Origin of the sequence: Enterobacter sp. KB-280D8 (assembly GCF_041399405.1) — a bacterium.
Taxonomy (GTDB): domain Bacteria; phylum Pseudomonadota; class Gammaproteobacteria; order Enterobacterales; family Enterobacteriaceae; genus Enterobacter; species Enterobacter cloacae_N.
In genome coordinates this window covers 77,444-92,417 of record NZ_JBGKEC010000005.1, presented here as the reverse complement: position 1 = coordinate 92,417, position 14,974 = coordinate 77,444, and the positions used below count along the sequence as shown (strand labels likewise).

Sequence of the window (14,974 nt, the reverse complement as noted above, 5' to 3'; positions counted from 1 at the left end):
GAATCAGGACAATGAAAGCTCAATTCAATAATAAAACGCTGCTTGCGATCGCTATTGCGGCACTACTGCCAGCCGGAACGGCGCTGGCTGCTGGTACCAGTGGCGGCACGGTGAACTTTAACGGCAAAGTGGTGACGTCCGCCTGCGCCATCAGCGCAGGAAGCGCCAACATTGACGTGGACATGGGGGAAGTGCGTACCGCAACGCTGGCGGCTGCAGGCAGTGAAGCCAGCACGGCAAAAGCGTTTGCCATCACCCTGGAAGATTGTGAAATCGCCGACACCTCAGCCTCTACGGATGAGAACCCGATTGCCGCCACAACCGTGGCCGTCACCTTCACCGGCACGCCGGACGGTTCCGATGTTAATAGTCTGTCCGTCGGGGCAAACGGCAGCGCCAACTCTGCGCAAAACGTGGCTATTCGCCTTTATGACGAGCAGGGCAACGTGGTGAAGCTGGGTGAACCCGCTTCGGCCATCCCTCTGCGCAAGGGTGCTAACACCCTGAACTTCAGCGCGAAATATTACTCGCCGAAGGGCGGCGCCACTGCGGGTGATGCCAGCGCCGTCGCGACCTACACCGTGACCTACTCGTAATCTTCAGCCCCGGTCTGCGGGCCGGGCCTGTCTTAGCTTTCAGGAGAAACACTATGCGCGTAAACACATGGATTTGCCTGGCGGGCGCTTTATGTTCCTCCGCCGTCTATGCCGGTGGCGTGGGGCTGGGCGCAACGCGAATGGTCTACTCCAGCGCCACCAGCCAGGCCATGATGCAGGTGAGAAACACCCATCCCGACGCCACGTTCCTCATCCAGTCATGGATGGAGAATGAGAAAGGCGAACGTACTAACGACTTCGTGATCACGCCGCCGCTCTACGTCATGAAACCGGCCAGCGAAAGCGCGGTGAAAATCATGTTTAACGGTAAAGCCCTGCCAGCGGATCGGGAGACGCTCTACTGGATGACGGTCAAAGCCATCCCCCAGCAGACGAAAAGCGGATCCGGGAATACGCTGCAGTTTGCATCGGCTAACCGTATTAAGGTCTTTTATCGCCCGGAAGGACTCAGTGAAAGCCCGGGAGAAGCATGGAAAAAACTGGCCGGTGCCTACCGTGCCGGAAAAGTGACGCTCAGTAACCCAACGCCGTACTACCTCACCACCATCAACGTGAAAATTGACGGTATCCCGGTGCAGCCGGTGATGGTGCCCCCGAAAGGCAGCGTGATGCTGGCCGAAACCTTCAGCCATGCGGGCAGCATGAGCTATCAGACCATTAACGATTACGGGGCATGGACCCCCGCCACGCGCGCGTCGTTATCCCAATAATAAAAACAGTAAGGCGTGACCACGTGAAAAGAAAAATCCTGTGCGCCACGGTGATCTCCCTGGTGATTCGGCAAGCCGTGGCTGCTGAAAGCGAGCTGCGCTTTAACCCCGCGTTCCTCAACGGCGAGAGCGCAAACAGCGCCGATCTCGCCTGGGTCAATGCCGGGAGCGCGTTGCCACCGGGTGATTACAACCTCAACGTGTATATCAATACCAACTACGCGTTCACAGGTAACGTCACGTTCCGCCTTGCTGAAGACAGTACGGGTGAAGCGCTGCCCTGCCTCACGCCTGAGCAATTCGACGCGCTGGGCATCGATAGTCATCAGGCGAAGGGCGGAGCGCTGCCGCTGGCGCAGCGCTGCATCTTCTTAACGAAGGCGTTTGCGGATACGCAGTTTGATCTGGACCAGAAGACGCTCACCCTGAGCTTCACCGTACCGCAAAGTGCGATGCGCAATTTGCCGCGCGGATACGTCAGCCCGGAAAGCTGGGAAGCGGGCATTCCTGCCGCGTGGCTGAATTACGTGGTCAACGGCTCGAACAATGAGTATCGCGGCGAGACGCGCACGCGGGAACAGCAGCTGTTTGCGAGCCTCAACAGCGGCATCAACCTGGGCGCGTGGCGGCTGCGTGATTTCACCACGTGGACCAAAGACAGCAATGAGCTCACCCACGTGCAGACCTGGCTGCAGCGCGATATTCACGCCCTGCGTGCGCAGGTGTATGCCGGAGAAACATACACCTCGGCGCAGGTCTTCGATTCCGTGGGCCTGCGCGGCATCGCCCTGAAAACCGATGACAACATGCTGCCCGCCAGCCTCAGCGGCTACGCGCCTGAAGTTCGCGGCATCGCGCGCAGCAACGCCACCGTGACGGTTCGCCAGAACGGCAACATCATCTATCAAACCTCCGTTCCGCCGGGGGCGTTCGTGCTGAAAGATCTCTACCCGACCTCTTCGGGCGGCGATCTGGCGGTCACCATTCAGGAGAACGACGGCAGCAAAACGCAATACACGCTTCCCTTTGCCAGCGTGCCGAACCTGGTGCGTAACGGACAGGTGAAATATGCCCTGGGCGCCGGGAAATACCGTCCGACGGGCAATCAGGACGCCCCCTCTTTCGCGCAGGGCGAGCTGTTCTACGGCTGGCGATACGGCCTGACGTTTTACGGCGGGGCGCAGTTTGCCAATCGCTATAACGGCCTTGCCCTCGGGTTTGGGCAAAATCTCGGCCGCTTTGGCGCCTACTCCATCGACCTGACCCACGCCCGCAGCCAGTTGGCGGACGATCAGCACTACACCGGTGATTCGGTGCGCCTGCGCTACAGCAAGCTGCTGAACGACATTGGCACGCGGGTTAACTTCTTCTCCCTGCGCTACTCCACGAAAGGGTTTTATACCCTCAGCGACACCACGTACAAAGGCATGTCGGGCGGATCGCCAAAGCAGACGGTGGAAGACGATGGCACCGTCACAACCCAATACGACACCGTGTACAACCTGCGCATGTCGCGCAAGGCAAAAAACCAGCTGCTGCTGTCGCAGCCGATGGGACAATACGGTTCGCTGTCACTGTCGTGGGATCAGCAGACCTACTGGAACACGTCAGACACGACGCAAAGTCTGCAGTTTGCGTGGAACGCCACGTTTCGTAATGTGTCGCTTGGCGTCAGCGTCCAGCGAAGCTCGAGCCTGTATGACGACAAGAAAGATAACATCCTGTCGATGTCGATTTCGGTCCCGCTGGGCAATCCGACGCTGTCGACCCGCGCGCGCTTTACCACGACCCATGCGGACTCCACCGGTACAACCACCAGCACGGGCGTGAGCGGCTACCTGCCGGGTGAGGAGAATCTGTTCTATAGCGTCAACCAGCGCTACAGCTCCCGACAGCACTACGGCGGCGATGCCACCCTGCAATACGAGGGCGCGTGGGTAGACTACAACCTGGGCTACAGCTACGCCAGCGACTCCCGCAACCTCAGCTACGGCATCAGCGGCGGTGCGGTAGTGCATGAGGATGGCCTGACGCTGAGCCAGCCGCTCGGAAATACCAACATTCTGGTGAAAGCCCCGGGGGCCAGCAATGTTGCCGTGCTTAACCATAAGGGCATCAAAACGGACAGCCGTGGCTACGCGGTGATCCCGTATGCCACGCCGTACCGCGTTAACCAGGTCGCGCTGGACGTGACGACCGCCTGCAACGACGTGGAGCTGGAAAACGCCATCGCCAACAAAACGCCTACCGACGGTGCCCTGGTTCGCGCCACCTTCACCACCCATCAGGGAGCAAAAGCGATGTTTATCGTGCGTCACGGCAACGACGTGCTCCCCTTCGGCACGCTGGTCTCGCTCGATGATGACAAAACCAGCGGCATCGTCGGCGATGGCGGCAGCCTGTATCTCTCCGGTTTGTCAGAGAAGGGCACGCTGAACGCCGTATGGGGCCGCGGCAGCCGCCAGCGCTGCGCCATTACCTATGCCTTAAACAAGCAGCACTATAGCGCCCGCACCGGACTTTATTCTCAGGAGGTAGTATGTCAGTAACGTTTCGGATCGGCTGCATCGCACTGCTGGCTTTCGCTCTCCCCGTTCGCGGGTATGACGTGCTGGTTTCCGTTACTGGCAATTTGATCGGCAATACCTGCGTGGTGGCGCAGGACTCCGGGGAGCAGAACGTGCCGCTGGGCACCATTGGTATTAAACAGTTTAGCCGTGCCGGGGCCGTCAGCAATATCAAAACGCCCTTCACGCTCAGGCTTGAAGCGTGCGGGCCAACCTTTGCTGGCGTAAAAATCCGCTTCAGCGGTACGCCGGATGATGACAACCCGCAGCTGCTGAAAATTGCCGACGGTGGCGCTACCGGCGTGGCGGTTCAGATCCTTGATAAAGAGAGCGTACTCATTCCCCTGAATACAAAGACCACCGCGTACGGAACGGCGGGAGATGACAGCGTACAGATGACCTTCTACGCGCAGTTGGTTGCAACTGCTACACCCGTGAGCGCCGGTGATGTGTCAGCCATCGCCACCTGGACAACGGAGTATCTATGATGCGTTTAGCGTTTCTTCTCAGCGGATTACTTTTCTGCGCCAGCGTACAGGCGCTGGACTGGAAATCGGATATTACCCTCTCCCCTCAGCCAATGACCTACACCGGGCCAGCGGATTCCGTGGTGCCGGGCAGCATTATTGGCTCCACCTGGAGCGCTACCGCCAGCGTGCAGCAGGTGTTCTGGTGCGGGGTTATTTTTACCTGCACCAAAGGGACGCTGCAGCCCAGCAGCAGCGCCATCTCAAGCGGTGCGACGGTTACCGTCGACGGCGCGAACTACACCATTTTTGAGACCGGCGTACCGGGCGTGGGGTATATCATCGGGCTGAAGGATTTTAAAAGTACAAAATATATCCCCCTGCAAACCGGTATCACACAAAGCTACCCGGCAGAGGGCACCAGTGGGTTTGCCCAGGATCTGGGATGGTCAGCAAAGGTCACCTTTATTAAAACCGGCGCCGCCCTGAAATCCGGCGTATATCAAATCCCGACCATCAACGCCGCGGTGTTGACCGCCTATAACAACGAGACGAAAACGGCGCAGGTGATTATCAGCCCGACCACCATCACGGTGACCGCCAGCGGGTGTACGGTCGGCAGCAAAAACGCCAGCGTGGCGCTGGGCACCATTGATATTCGCACTCTGCCCACGGTGGGAAGTACGTCACCATCGGGGACGTTTACCGTCGGCCTGACCTGCGACGCGAACGTGGCGGTTCACGCTGTGATGACCGATCAGACCACACCGTCGAACACCTCGTCGGTGGTGACGCTGACCGGAGACTCCACGGCGTCCGGCGTTGGGGTGCAGTTTTTCTACAACGGTAGCGGGCCGCTGATGATGGGACCGGACAGCTCGGCTGCGGCCACGACCGGCCAGTTCTTTATCCAGAGCACCACGACGGCACAAACGCTCACGTTGCCGTTCCAGGCGCAGTACATCCGAACCGGCGAACTGGTCCCCGGCTCGGCCAACGCGCTGGCCAGCATTACGTTTTCCTACCAGTAAGGGCTACTGCTTCACCCACACCAGTTGATCAACCCGGAAGCCCAGACTGCGCGCGGTGTTCAGGTAATCCTGCTTCACCGCATCCGGGATGGTCGGCGTGCGCGACAGGATCCACAGGTAATCGCGGTTCGGGCCGCTCACCAGCGCGTACTGGTACTTATCGTCCAGCCTGATCACGTTATAGCCGCCGTAGAACGGGCCGAAGAACGATACCTTCAGCGCGGCGGTGGTCGGTTCGCCGGTAAAGTACGCTTTCCCTTCGCTCTCGTTCCACTTGTTCTTCACCGGATCGTAGCCCCGGTTAAGCACGCTGATGCCGCCGTCGCTGCGTTTGCCGTAGGTGGCGGTTACCTGCTCCAGCCCGCGTTCAAAGCGGTTTTCCAGACGGGCGACCTCGTACCATTTTCCGAGATAGCGGCTGGCTTCAAAGTTGGTAATAGGCTGCACGCCCTTCGGCGGCGTGGGGGATTTACAGGCGACCAGCGTCAGCGCAATGGCAACACCGGTCACAACAGGCCATAGCTTCATGAGAATTCCTTTCATTTGCGCGGTTGGATGTTAAGTGTAGTGCACCGTTTCGGCGCTTCATCCCGTTCGGGAAAATTCGTAGTATATTGAGAGTATTCCTCCACTCTGGACACGGACATGGCTTACTCCATCGGCGAATTCGCCCGACTCAGCGGCATCACCGCCACCACCCTGCGGGCGTGGCAGCGTCGCTATGGTTTACTCAAGCCACAGCGCACGGAAGGCGGCCACCGCCAGTACAGCGATGAGGACGTCCAGCAGGCGCTCAAAATCCTCGACTGGGTAAAAAAAGGCGTCCCGATCGGCCAGGTCAAACCGCTGCTGGAACGCCCGATGCCGGGTCGGACCAACAACTGGCAAACCCTGCAGCAGAACATGCTGCAGCGCCTGCAGGACGGCAAAGTCGAGTCCCTGCGCCAGATGATTTACGACGCCGGACGCGAATACCCAAGGCCGGAGCTGGTCGCGAACGTGCTGCGCCCTCTGCGCAGCCAGGTTTCGGCCAACGTCGCCGCCGCCATGACCCTGCGCGCGATCCTCGACGGCATCATTATCGCCTACACCTCGTTTTGCCTCGAAGGCGATAAAAAAGCGCCAGGCGATAACATTCTGCTCAGCGGCTGGCACCTGAATGACCCGTGCGAGATCTGGCTCGAAGCCCTGACGCGCACCGGGCAGGGCCACCGCATCGACATCCTGCCGGTTCCGCCTGACGCGCTGGCACCGGAAATTTTCCCGGAGCGTAAATGGCTTCTGGTCACTAGCGGCAAACTCACCGCCGGGCGGAAAAAGCAGGTGGAGCAGTGGCAGCAGCAGGTATCGCTTGAAGTGATTATCCTCTGATAATTTTCTCCTGCGGGAATCTTCACGAAAAGTTGAATATTTTCCCGCGCCGCAGATGCTAACGTTTTCCTGTGACGACTAACTCCACAGGAAAACACCATGAAAAAAACTGCCCCTCTGCTGATCCTGGCCTCGATGGCCTTTGCCCCCGCCGCCTTTAGCGCCCCTGCCGGCACGCTAAGCGTCCACATTCTCGACCAGCAAACCGGGATGCCGCCGTCAGACGTGACCGTTACGCTGGAGAAGCAGCAGCAGGACAAATGGACCCCGATTGCCAGCGGTAAAACCGACCATGACGGTCGTATCAAATCGCTCTATCCGCAGGATCAGGACATGCAGCCTGGCGTGTATAAAGTGACCTTCAAAACCGCAGAGTACTTCCATGGCAAAAAGCTGGACACCTTCTTCCCGGAGATCCCGGTGCTGTTTACCGTGACCCGCACCAACGAGAAACTGCACATTCCGCTTCTGCTGAGCCAGTACGGTTATTCGACCTACAAGGGCAGCTAAGACGCATTGATTTTAAAGGATTATAAAAAATAGTTCCGCGAATACTTGGACAAATTAGTCATGTTGTGTAAGTTTTAGTTATATGAACGGGAGGACTTCACCATGACAACGAAACCTGTGCTCGGTATTAGCGGATGTTTGACCGGGTCCGCTGTTCGCTTTGACGGCGGACACAAACGCATGGGCTTCGTCATGGATGAGCTGGCCCAGTGGGTGAATTTCAGGCCCGTCTGCCCGGAAATGGCCATCGGCCTGCCTACGCCTCGCCCGGCCATACGCCTGACGCTGACGGACAGCGGCGAAACGCAGCTCCGTTTCAGCAAGCCGCCTCATGATGACCTCACGCAGAAAATGGCCGACTTCACGGCGGATTACCTGCCAAAAATCGGCGATCTGTCGGGATTTATCGTCTGTGCAAAATCCCCAAGCTGCGGCCTGGAACGCGTGCGGCTGTATGATGAAAACGGCAACCGGGGCCGCAAGGAGGGCGTCGGGCTGTTCACCGCCGCCCTTCTTGAAACCTGGCCGTGGCTGCCCGTGGAAGAGGACGGACGCCTGCACGACCCGGTGCTGCGGGAAAACTTCGTCGAGCGCGTTTTTGCGCTGCACGAACTGAACACGCTGCGTAAAAATGGCCTTACGCGCCGCGCGCTGCTGGACTTCCACAGCCGCTATAAGCTCCAGCTGCTGGCGCACCACCAGGCGGGTTACCGCGAAATCGGCCCGTTCGTTGCCTCGCTGCACGAGTGGGAAGACCTGGACGCCTTCTTCGTGGCGTACCGGGAAAAGCTGATGACCATCCTGAAAAAACCCGCCTCGCGGAAGAATCACACCAACGTGCTGATGCATATTCAGGGGTATTTCCGTAACCAGCTGAACAGCCGCCAGCGCGGCGAGCTGCGCGACGTGATCCTGCACTATCGCAACGGACAGTTGCCTATCCTCGCGCCGATCACGCTGCTGAAGCACTACCTGGCCGAATACCCCGACCGGTATCTGATGACGCAAAACTATTTTGATCCCTATCCTGATGATTTGGGTCTGCGTCTGGCAGTCAAGTGATCATAAAAATGCGAAGGCCCCATTGACCCTTAGAGGCCCAAAGCAGTACCCCGTTTAGACGACATCCTCACTGTCGTCTCTTTTTTGCATTTCACCTCAAAGCCTGTGATTATATACAGGCTTATTCTGCAAAAAGGGGCCTGCCTGTGATCAACACCCTGCACATTCAAAACTACCGCTCCATCCGCGAGATGTCGCTGGAGCTGGAGCAGCTCAATATCGTCTTTGGGCCAAACGGCACCGGGAAATCGAATATTTACAAGGCGATACACCTGATGCACAGCGCCGCCCAGGGGCAGTTTTCCCAGGCGCTGGCGAACGAGGGCGGCATTCTGAAGGTGTTCTGGGCAGGTAAAACCCGCAGCGACCAGCTGCGGCGGATGAACCTCTCGGTGGAAACAGAGACCTATGAATACGAGTTGCAGGTCGGGTTTGTGGAGAAGCTGCCTTACCCGTCGCAGTTCCAGCTCGACCCGGTGATCAAGGAAGAATCTCTCTGGCTGAGCGGCCAGCACCGACGCCCCTCGTCCCAGCTGATGAAGCGCAGGAATCAGGCCGTGCTTCTGAACAACGTGCATCATGAAAAAGTGACCCACAGCGGCACGCTGTACGAGAACGAATCGGTATTCGGGCAGCTCGGCGAACCGCACCTTTACCCGGAAGTGTCGCAGATGCGCGAGTCCCTGCGTAACTGGCGCTTTTATCATGAGTTTTCTGTATCAATCGGCTCGGCGATGCGCGCCCCGCAGGTCGGCTTTCGCTCGCCGGTGCTGGCCAGCGACGGCGCCAACCTGGCGGCGGCGTTTCAGACCATTGTGGAGATTGGCGACGAGCTGCTGCTGATGCGCATCCTCGACCAGGCCTTCCCCGGCTGCGTGTTTTACAGCGACAACAGCGGTGGACGTTTTCGCATGATGATGCAGCGCGAAGGGCTGAGCAGGCCGCTGGAACCGGCGGAGTTCTCCGACGGCACCCTGCGCTTTCTGTGCCTGGCGGTGGCGCTGTTAAGCCCGCGTCCACCGGCATTTATCGCGTTGAACGAACCGGAAAACAGCCTGCACCCACAGATGCTGCCCGCGCTGGCGAGCTTAATCGCCGAGGCCAGCCGCTACTCGCAGATCTGGCTCACCAGCCACTCGCCGGAGCTGGCGACGTTGATAGAGAAGCAGAGATCGTTTTCGCTGTATCAACTGTCGATGGTTGAGGGGGAGACGAGGGTGGAGAGGCTGGGGTAGCGTCTTTCATTTTCTACTTTAAAACACGTTTCAGGACGGGTCTTGTAGGACTTAATACGATGTCATCTCTATCTTTATCCGCTTTAACTATAGAGACACATCATGAAACGAGTCCTTACTGCATCCCTGTTCGTTTTGTCTGTTTCCGCCTTCGCGGAATCGACCCCGCACTGGGCGTATGAAGGAAAAGGTGGACCGGACAACTGGGGAGAACTCAGTGATACATTTTCCACCTGCAAGACCGGGAAATACCAATCCCCTATCGATATCCGCCATCCCTTTGATGCCACACTGCCGCCGCTGATTCTGGATTTTCATACCGCAGCAGAAAAGCTTGTCAACAACGGTCACACTCTTCAGGTCACTGCTGGAGATGAAGATGAATTCCGTCTGGATGACACCACGTTTATCTTGCGCCAGTATCATTTCCATACCCCGAGCGAGAACCGGATTAACGGTAAATCCTTCCCGCTTGAGGCGCACTTTGTCCATGCCAGCGAAGACGGCGACATCGCGGTGCTTGCCGTTATGTTCGAGGTTGGCCCTGAAAACACCGCTCTGTCCCCGCTGCTGGCGCGTCTTCCGAAAGAGAAGAACCACGAAGTCTCGATTGATAAACGCTTCGACCTCCGCCCGCTGTTTCCGGCCGATCTCCACTATTATCGCTTCAGCGGCTCACTGACGACCCCACCCTGTACTGAAGGGTTGCGCTGGCTGGTGATGAAAAATACGGTAAACCTATCTGAAAAACAGCTGGAAACATTTAAGCAAGCACTTGAGCACAGCAATAACCGCCCACTCCAGCCGCTAAATGGACGGGTTATTGTTCAGTAACTCGCTGTGATGCATAAAAAAATCCCGCCGTACTGGCGGGATATAACTGGGGGGCAGCCGTTTTTTAACCTTTTGCAGGATCAATCTGCCACGTTTCATTGACGATTTTGCCTTCGCGGTAGGTCAGGACATAAAAGACATTGATTGTCGTTTTTCCGGCAAACTGAACACGTGCGGTGACGGTACTCCCTTTCGGGTTTGTGACCTCATTCAGATTATCGACTTTGTGGCTCAGTTTTCCCTGGGTCGTGATGAATTTGCTCCATACTCCGCCAATCGCGTCAGATGAGGTATAAGTGCCGTCCAGCGGCCCTCCTATCCAATCCAGACGCGCGTCTTGCGCGTACTGTTGCTTGAGATCTGCGGTTTTCCCGTCGGCGATAGCGTTAAAATGCGCCAGCGCGTCATCCTTTACGGCAGCAACGCTTTGCCCAGAAACCAGAGCCAGCAGTGCAGCTAGTAAAACGTTGTGTGTTGTTTTTTTCATGTCATTCTCTTTGCGTAAGTTTCAGGTCTTCAGCGTTTGATCGTGGACACGATACGTTGCGTTTCACGATCGATTCTGGAGATGCTCAAATCTTTGTTCAGTACCCAGGCATATCGGTTATCTGCGGTAAAGACGATGGCCTGTCGCGGTTCGTTAAAGCCCTTCACGGTGGCGATCGCTTTGCGTGTCTGCACGTCGATAATGGAGACGCTGTTATCACCCAGGTTGCCGCTGTAAACGAATTTACCGTCTGGCGACAGCGCCGCACCATACGGTTGCTTCCCGACAGGAATGGTGTCAGTCACCTTTTGCGCGGTGGTGTCGACGACCGAAATGGTGTCATTCCCACTATTGGCGGCAAACAGCGTTTTCCCGTCTGCGGTCACGGAAATGGCGCGGATCTTATTAAACCCGCCAATTTCACCGATGATTTTGTTGGTGGCGGTATCTACGAGGGTGATTTTGTCGCTAACGAAGTTGGTAACATACAGCACCCGGCCATCCGGGCTGAGTCGCACACCCTGTCGGGGTTGCGAAAACCCGGTGATCACGGCATTCGCAATTTTCGTCTCAGTATTCATACTGATGACTGCGTTGCTGGCCTGATTATTGATATAGAGCGTCTTGCCATCTTTGCTTAACACCGTGCCAAACGCGCCAGGGCCTGCGGCATAGTATTCACGCGTTTCGAAGGTCGAAGCATCCACGCGCTCGATAAGGCCCAGACTGCTATCCGAGACATAGAAACTCTTACCGTCCGGTGCAAATACGATATTTCGCGGAGTGTTGAAGTGCTTCAGCACCGCGCTGACGGTACCGGTCGTCAAGTCGTAAACAATGACTTCAGGTTGTCCGCTGCGTGCAACAACGGCCTGTTTTTCATTCGGGCTCACTGCCAGCGTATTGTTCTGGATTTCGCCATCAAAATTTTGTTTGACCGCTTTTGTCAGCGGCGTCGTGCTTGCGGAAACCGGGAAGGCAGTACCTGCAAACAATAAAGACGCCATGAAAAAACCGTGAGTGGCTAGCGTTGCTTTTCTTATCTCTCAATCCTTATTCATCCAGGTCTGCATCATGCAGACCTGTGTAAGAGATGCTTCAGCGCGCCGTTTATTCCCGACCGTTGCAAAAAAACTATTTTTTCCGCAACGGACAATGACGTCGTCAGATCCGTTTGCTCAGCTCGCGGGAAATGGCCGGATTATTGACCATGCCAGCCGGGCCGACGACGGCGTAGTTCAATCCCTGCGAGGAACCATAAAGGGCAACCAGACCTTCTGCGCTGCGCTGCCCGGTAGAAAGCAGCGGCTGGCGAGGGTCCGGTGGACGAATATAAAAGCTAAGGGTATGCCCGGCATGATCCCGATAGAGCACCATCGCGGCGGCCCCCTGTTCCGTAGCAAACAGGCGACCGCTCACCGGCGTGAAGCCAGCCTGATGCAGATCCGGCATTTGTGCGCTCGTACCAACGTGCTGGGTGAGCCACGCTGTCAGCGCTTTCGGTCCATCCGGAGTAAAATCGGCGTCCATGCTCTTATCTATGACCATCAGCTTGTAGGCGCTGAGCGCATCACCCATCGGCGCGCTGGCGGGGCTTTGCCAGCTGTGAGCCTGCCAGCCCCCCAGCAAACCCAGCGCAATACACAAAACAAAAGAGGCGGCCAGCCGCATACGGCTGTGGGTGCGACGCACCTGTCGGGCGCGTATCGCGGCAGGATCCAGCGTGGTGGTTACGTCGGGCAGAGGCAGCCCTGCCAGCGTGGCACGCAGGCGTTGTGCATCCTCCCGCCAGCCCTGAACCTGACGGGCAATGTGCGGGTGCTGCGCCAGGTAACGTTCAATGACAACGCGTTCGCTCGCATCCAACTGGTCGTCGACGTACGCATGCAAATCATGCTCGTTAGGCGGTATTTTCATTTCATCAGTCTCAATATCGGCTGTGGGACGTCACCCTCACCCAGACGGTGTAGTGCCTGGCGGGCCCGGGACAGTCGGGACATCACGGTGCCGATGGGAATATCCATCACATGGGCAACGTCCTGATAACTCAGTCCTTCAATGGCAATGAGTATCAACAAACTCCGTTGTTCTTCCGTCAAACGACCAAAGGCTTCCAGCATACTTTGCGTTGCAATCTCTTGCTCTGCTGACGGCCAGGCAGGATTGTCATCGCTTTTCATTCTGCTGAGCAATCCCCAGTAGCGCTTTGTGCGGCGTTTCTCGATCAGGAACTCGCGATAAAGAATGGTGAATAACCAGCTTTTTAACGAGGCATCGGGGCGTCGTGTTGTCCATTTATCCAGGGCACGCTCAAGCGTTGTCTGAACCAGATCGTCGGCTACATGGACATCCCGAATCAGCCAGAGGGCGAAACGGCGCAGTCCAGGGATCAGCTCTCGCAGCTGGTTATTTTCAGCGTCATTAGGGGGCATAAGGTCTGCACTCGTCGTGGGCTCGTTATCATTCGCAATAAGATGCCGCTTGTAGGATTTTATTCCATCACGGCAGAATTATTTTTAAGCGGAGGGGGGCGGTGCCAACCTGGTGGCCGCGTTTCAGATTAACGTCGAGATTGGCGACGAGCGGCTGCTGCTGCGTATTCGCGACCAGATCTTCCCCGGCGCAAGCATGCCATCAATCCCGGAATAGTAGAGTTTGGAATTGTTTATCTACAGGTCATCTTCTGAGACAACGTCTACCCACTTGTGATTGACGTGAAGGCCTTCCCGCTTCTGGCCTGTCGTCAGTACTTTCGCCCCAGAGCCACCTGAAGTGCCTCCTTATCCAGCATGGCTTCGGCAAGTAGCTTCCTGAGGCGGGCGTTTTCCTCTTCAAGAGATTTAAGCCGCTTCACCTCAGGAACTTCCATGCCACCAAACTTCTTGCGCCAGGTGTAGAAAGTGGCGTCGGAAATGGCGTGCTTACGGCAGAGCTCACGGGCAGAAACTCCGGCTTCCGTTTCGCGAAGAATACTGATGATCTGTTCGTCGGAAAAACGCTTCTTCATGGGGATGTCCTCATGTGGCTTATGAAGACATTACTAACATCGAGGTGTATTAATCAACGGGGAGCAGGTCATAAGGTCTATTTAGAACTAAATGAAGAAAATGGTATAGTGGGCAACAGGACAGCTATCCATTATTAGAGCTATTATGAAAGACAAAAACAAAGAAACCAGCCAGTACTTAAGCTTTATTTTACGTCATTCTCCTGAATCAATTGGCCTGTACCTTGATTCTGAAGGGTGGGCAGTCATTGATGATTTTCTTCAGCTTGCCGCACAAAATGGAAGGTTTATTGAAAAGCCTGAACTTATTGATGTTGTTGATACTAGTGACAAAAAAAGATTTTCAATTTCACCTGACGGTTTAAAAATCAGGGCATTACAAGGCCACTCGACTAAATCAGTCAATATGACTTTTTCTCAAAAAATACCTCCTGAATATTTGTATCATGGTACAGCCATTAAATTTCTGGAGTCTATTCAACAAAAAGGCTTGGTCCCCGGCTCTCGTCATTACGTCCATTTATCAGAAAATGAAAGCTCGGCTGTAAAAGTTGGCTCACGTCATGGTAAGCCTATTGTGTTAAAGATAAAAGCCCTGAAAATGTACGAACAGGGCTATAAATTTTATCTTTCCGAAAACAGTGTGTGGTTAGTGGATTTAGTGCCTGCTAAATTCATCGAGTAATTTTCAGGTTTCCTGCTCTGATTTATACAGAGCAGATTCTTTTTTTGCATCCTCAAACCAAGCGTTAAAGCTAGCTACTGAACCATGGTCTTCCCATCCTGGTGAGGCAAAGGCATGAATATAGTAAACTTTGGGATCACCTGAAGTGGAATTACCATCAAAACATGCAACATCGTCAGAATCACTCTTTTTTGCAAAAGGTATCAAATTTCGGTCTGGATATTGTTTTTTTATTTCATCAAACCACTTCTGAGAAAATCCCTCGAACTCGCACAGGAACCACCAAGGTTCCAAATCAATGAGATAGTCCTTATTTATAAGATTCAGAAAGCTTTGTGGATACTGAAATCCATTCGCAAGAGCAGTTTCTGGATATAAAAAACGTTTCATC

Annotated in this window: 17 protein-coding genes and 1 pseudogene; 11 read left to right on the top strand and 7 right to left on the bottom strand. The window is 55.7% G+C overall.

The features are described from left to right. Positions 1-11 precede the first annotated feature (11 nt). Genes AB8818_RS15750 through AB8818_RS15730 form a run of 5 tightly spaced genes read left to right on the top strand, consistent with a single transcriptional unit; the run spans position 12 to position 5,392 of the window. Positions 12-596, top strand: coding sequence for a fimbrial protein (locus AB8818_RS15750; RefSeq protein ID WP_192984142.1), 585 nt, complete (start codon positions 12-14; stop codon positions 594-596). A gap of 53 nt (positions 597-649) precedes the next feature. Beyond that, positions 650-1,327, top strand: a complete 678-nt coding sequence (locus AB8818_RS15745) for a molecular chaperone (protein ID WP_166709630.1) — start codon at positions 650-652, stop codon at positions 1,325-1,327. 23 nt (positions 1,328-1,350) lie between these two features. Next, a complete protein-coding gene (locus AB8818_RS15740; RefSeq protein ID WP_163330003.1) occupies positions 1,351-3,876 on the top strand; it encodes a fimbria/pilus outer membrane usher protein in 2,526 nt (841 codons plus the stop codon). Next, entirely contained in the window at positions 3,867-4,382 is a 516-nt protein-coding gene (locus AB8818_RS15735; protein WP_163330002.1) for a fimbrial protein, read from the top strand. The genes AB8818_RS15740 and AB8818_RS15735 overlap by 10 nt, the downstream gene beginning before the upstream one ends. After that, positions 4,382-5,392, top strand: a complete 1,011-nt coding sequence (locus AB8818_RS15730) for a fimbrial protein (protein ID WP_192984177.1) — start codon at positions 4,382-4,384, stop codon at positions 5,390-5,392. Before AB8818_RS15735 ends, AB8818_RS15730 begins: the two co-directional genes overlap by 1 nt. Positions 5,393-5,395: 3 nt before the next feature. On the opposite strand, the gene AB8818_RS15725 is transcribed toward AB8818_RS15730, so the two are convergent. Continuing rightward, positions 5,396-5,920 (bottom strand): lipocalin family protein, encoded by a 525-nt coding sequence (locus AB8818_RS15725; protein ID WP_008500115.1) that lies wholly within the window; start codon positions 5,918-5,920, stop codon positions 5,396-5,398. Positions 5,921-6,037: 117 nt separating this feature from the next. Between AB8818_RS15725 and AB8818_RS15720 the strand changes: the two genes are divergently transcribed. From AB8818_RS15720 to AB8818_RS15700, 5 genes are all read left to right on the top strand, one after another. Continuing rightward, complete coding sequence (locus tag AB8818_RS15720; protein ID WP_032661978.1) at positions 6,038-6,763, top strand: MerR family transcriptional regulator; 726 nt, start codon at positions 6,038-6,040, stop codon at positions 6,761-6,763. A gap of 99 nt (positions 6,764-6,862) precedes the next feature. Beyond that, positions 6,863-7,273, top strand: a complete 411-nt coding sequence (gene uraH, locus AB8818_RS15715; protein ID WP_069733374.1) for a hydroxyisourate hydrolase — start codon at positions 6,863-6,865, stop codon at positions 7,271-7,273. Between the two features lie 102 nt (positions 7,274-7,375). Next, positions 7,376-8,335, top strand: a complete 960-nt coding sequence (locus AB8818_RS15710) for a DUF523 and DUF1722 domain-containing protein (protein WP_163330001.1) — start codon at positions 7,376-7,378, stop codon at positions 8,333-8,335. A 146-nt stretch (positions 8,336-8,481) separates the two neighbouring features. Further along, positions 8,482-9,570 carry an AAA family ATPase gene (locus AB8818_RS15705; RefSeq protein ID WP_192984146.1) on the top strand — a complete coding sequence of 363 codons (1,089 nt, stop codon included), beginning with the start codon at positions 8,482-8,484 and terminating at the stop codon, positions 9,568-9,570. Positions 9,571-9,672: 102 nt separating this feature from the next. Then, positions 9,673-10,404, top strand: a complete 732-nt coding sequence (locus tag AB8818_RS15700) for a carbonic anhydrase (protein WP_163329999.1) — start codon at positions 9,673-9,675, stop codon at positions 10,402-10,404. A 64-nt stretch (positions 10,405-10,468) separates the two neighbouring features. On the opposite strand, the gene AB8818_RS15695 is transcribed toward AB8818_RS15700, so the two are convergent. From AB8818_RS15695 to AB8818_RS15675, 5 genes and pseudogenes are all read right to left on the bottom strand, one after another. Then, entirely contained in the window at positions 10,469-10,891 is a 423-nt protein-coding gene (locus AB8818_RS15695; protein ID WP_192984148.1) for a nuclear transport factor 2 family protein, read from the bottom strand. A gap of 29 nt (positions 10,892-10,920) precedes the next feature. Continuing rightward, a complete protein-coding gene (locus tag AB8818_RS15690; RefSeq protein ID WP_226857649.1) occupies positions 10,921-11,898 on the bottom strand; it encodes a YncE family protein in 978 nt (325 codons plus the stop codon). A gap of 157 nt (positions 11,899-12,055) precedes the next feature. Then, positions 12,056-12,808 carry an anti-sigma factor gene (locus tag AB8818_RS15685; protein WP_192984151.1) on the bottom strand — a complete coding sequence of 251 codons (753 nt, stop codon included), beginning with the start codon at positions 12,806-12,808 and terminating at the stop codon, positions 12,056-12,058. Further along, positions 12,805-13,323 carry a sigma-70 family RNA polymerase sigma factor gene (locus AB8818_RS15680; protein WP_116342922.1) on the bottom strand — a complete coding sequence of 173 codons (519 nt, stop codon included), beginning with the start codon at positions 13,321-13,323 and terminating at the stop codon, positions 12,805-12,807. Before AB8818_RS15680 ends, AB8818_RS15685 begins: the two co-directional genes overlap by 4 nt. A 285-nt stretch (positions 13,324-13,608) precedes the next feature. Further along, a pseudogene (locus AB8818_RS15675) lies at positions 13,609-13,898 on the bottom strand (transposase); the annotation flags it as partial. Positions 13,899-14,043: 145 nt separating this feature from the next. Between AB8818_RS15675 and AB8818_RS15670 the strand changes: the two are divergent. Continuing rightward, positions 14,044-14,583: an RNA 2'-phosphotransferase gene (locus AB8818_RS15670; RefSeq protein WP_192984153.1), complete on the top strand. Its 540-nt coding sequence runs from the start codon at positions 14,044-14,046 to the stop codon at positions 14,581-14,583. A 3-nt stretch (positions 14,584-14,586) separates the two neighbouring features. Here the strand turns inward: AB8818_RS15670 and AB8818_RS15665 are convergent, their stop codons facing one another. Then, complete coding sequence (locus AB8818_RS15665; protein WP_163329996.1) at positions 14,587-14,973, bottom strand: SMI1/KNR4 family protein; 387 nt, start codon at positions 14,971-14,973, stop codon at positions 14,587-14,589. Between the last annotated feature and the right edge of the window lies 1 nt (position 14,974).

Excerpts from the sequence above, each read along its gene's own strand:
- AB8818_RS15725 (WP_008500115.1), bottom strand. The coding sequence starts at position 5,920 with ATGAAGCTATGGCCTGTTGTGACCGGTGTTGCCATTGCGCTGACGCTG.
- AB8818_RS15720 (WP_032661978.1), top strand. The coding sequence starts at position 6,038 with ATGGCTTACTCCATCGGCGAATTCGCCCGACTCAGCGGCATCACCGCC.
- AB8818_RS15745 (WP_166709630.1), top strand. The coding sequence starts at position 650 with ATGCGCGTAAACACATGGATTTGCCTGGCGGGCGCTTTATGTTCCTCC.
- AB8818_RS15690 (WP_226857649.1), bottom strand. The coding sequence starts at position 11,898 with ATGGCGTCTTTATTGTTTGCAGGTACTGCCTTCCCGGTTTCCGCAAGC.
- AB8818_RS15665 (WP_163329996.1), bottom strand. The coding sequence starts at position 14,973 with ATGAAACGTTTTTTATATCCAGAAACTGCTCTTGCGAATGGATTTCAG.
- uraH (WP_069733374.1), top strand. The coding sequence starts at position 6,863 with ATGAAAAAAACTGCCCCTCTGCTGATCCTGGCCTCGATGGCCTTTGCC.
- AB8818_RS15710 (WP_163330001.1), top strand. The coding sequence starts at position 7,376 with ATGACAACGAAACCTGTGCTCGGTATTAGCGGATGTTTGACCGGGTCC.
- AB8818_RS15700 (WP_163329999.1), top strand. The coding sequence starts at position 9,673 with ATGAAACGAGTCCTTACTGCATCCCTGTTCGTTTTGTCTGTTTCCGCC.
- AB8818_RS15735 (WP_163330002.1), top strand. The coding sequence starts at position 3,867 with ATGTCAGTAACGTTTCGGATCGGCTGCATCGCACTGCTGGCTTTCGCT.
- AB8818_RS15680 (WP_116342922.1), bottom strand. The coding sequence starts at position 13,323 with ATGCCCCCTAATGACGCTGAAAATAACCAGCTGCGAGAGCTGATCCCT.
- AB8818_RS15730 (WP_192984177.1), top strand. The coding sequence starts at position 4,382 with ATGCGTTTAGCGTTTCTTCTCAGCGGATTACTTTTCTGCGCCAGCGTA.
- AB8818_RS15695 (WP_192984148.1), bottom strand. The coding sequence starts at position 10,891 with ATGAAAAAAACAACACACAACGTTTTACTAGCTGCACTGCTGGCTCTG.
- AB8818_RS15685 (WP_192984151.1), bottom strand. The coding sequence starts at position 12,808 with ATGAAAATACCGCCTAACGAGCATGATTTGCATGCGTACGTCGACGAC.
- AB8818_RS15670 (WP_192984153.1), top strand. The coding sequence starts at position 14,044 with ATGAAAGACAAAAACAAAGAAACCAGCCAGTACTTAAGCTTTATTTTA.
- AB8818_RS15750 (WP_192984142.1), top strand. The coding sequence starts at position 12 with ATGAAAGCTCAATTCAATAATAAAACGCTGCTTGCGATCGCTATTGCG.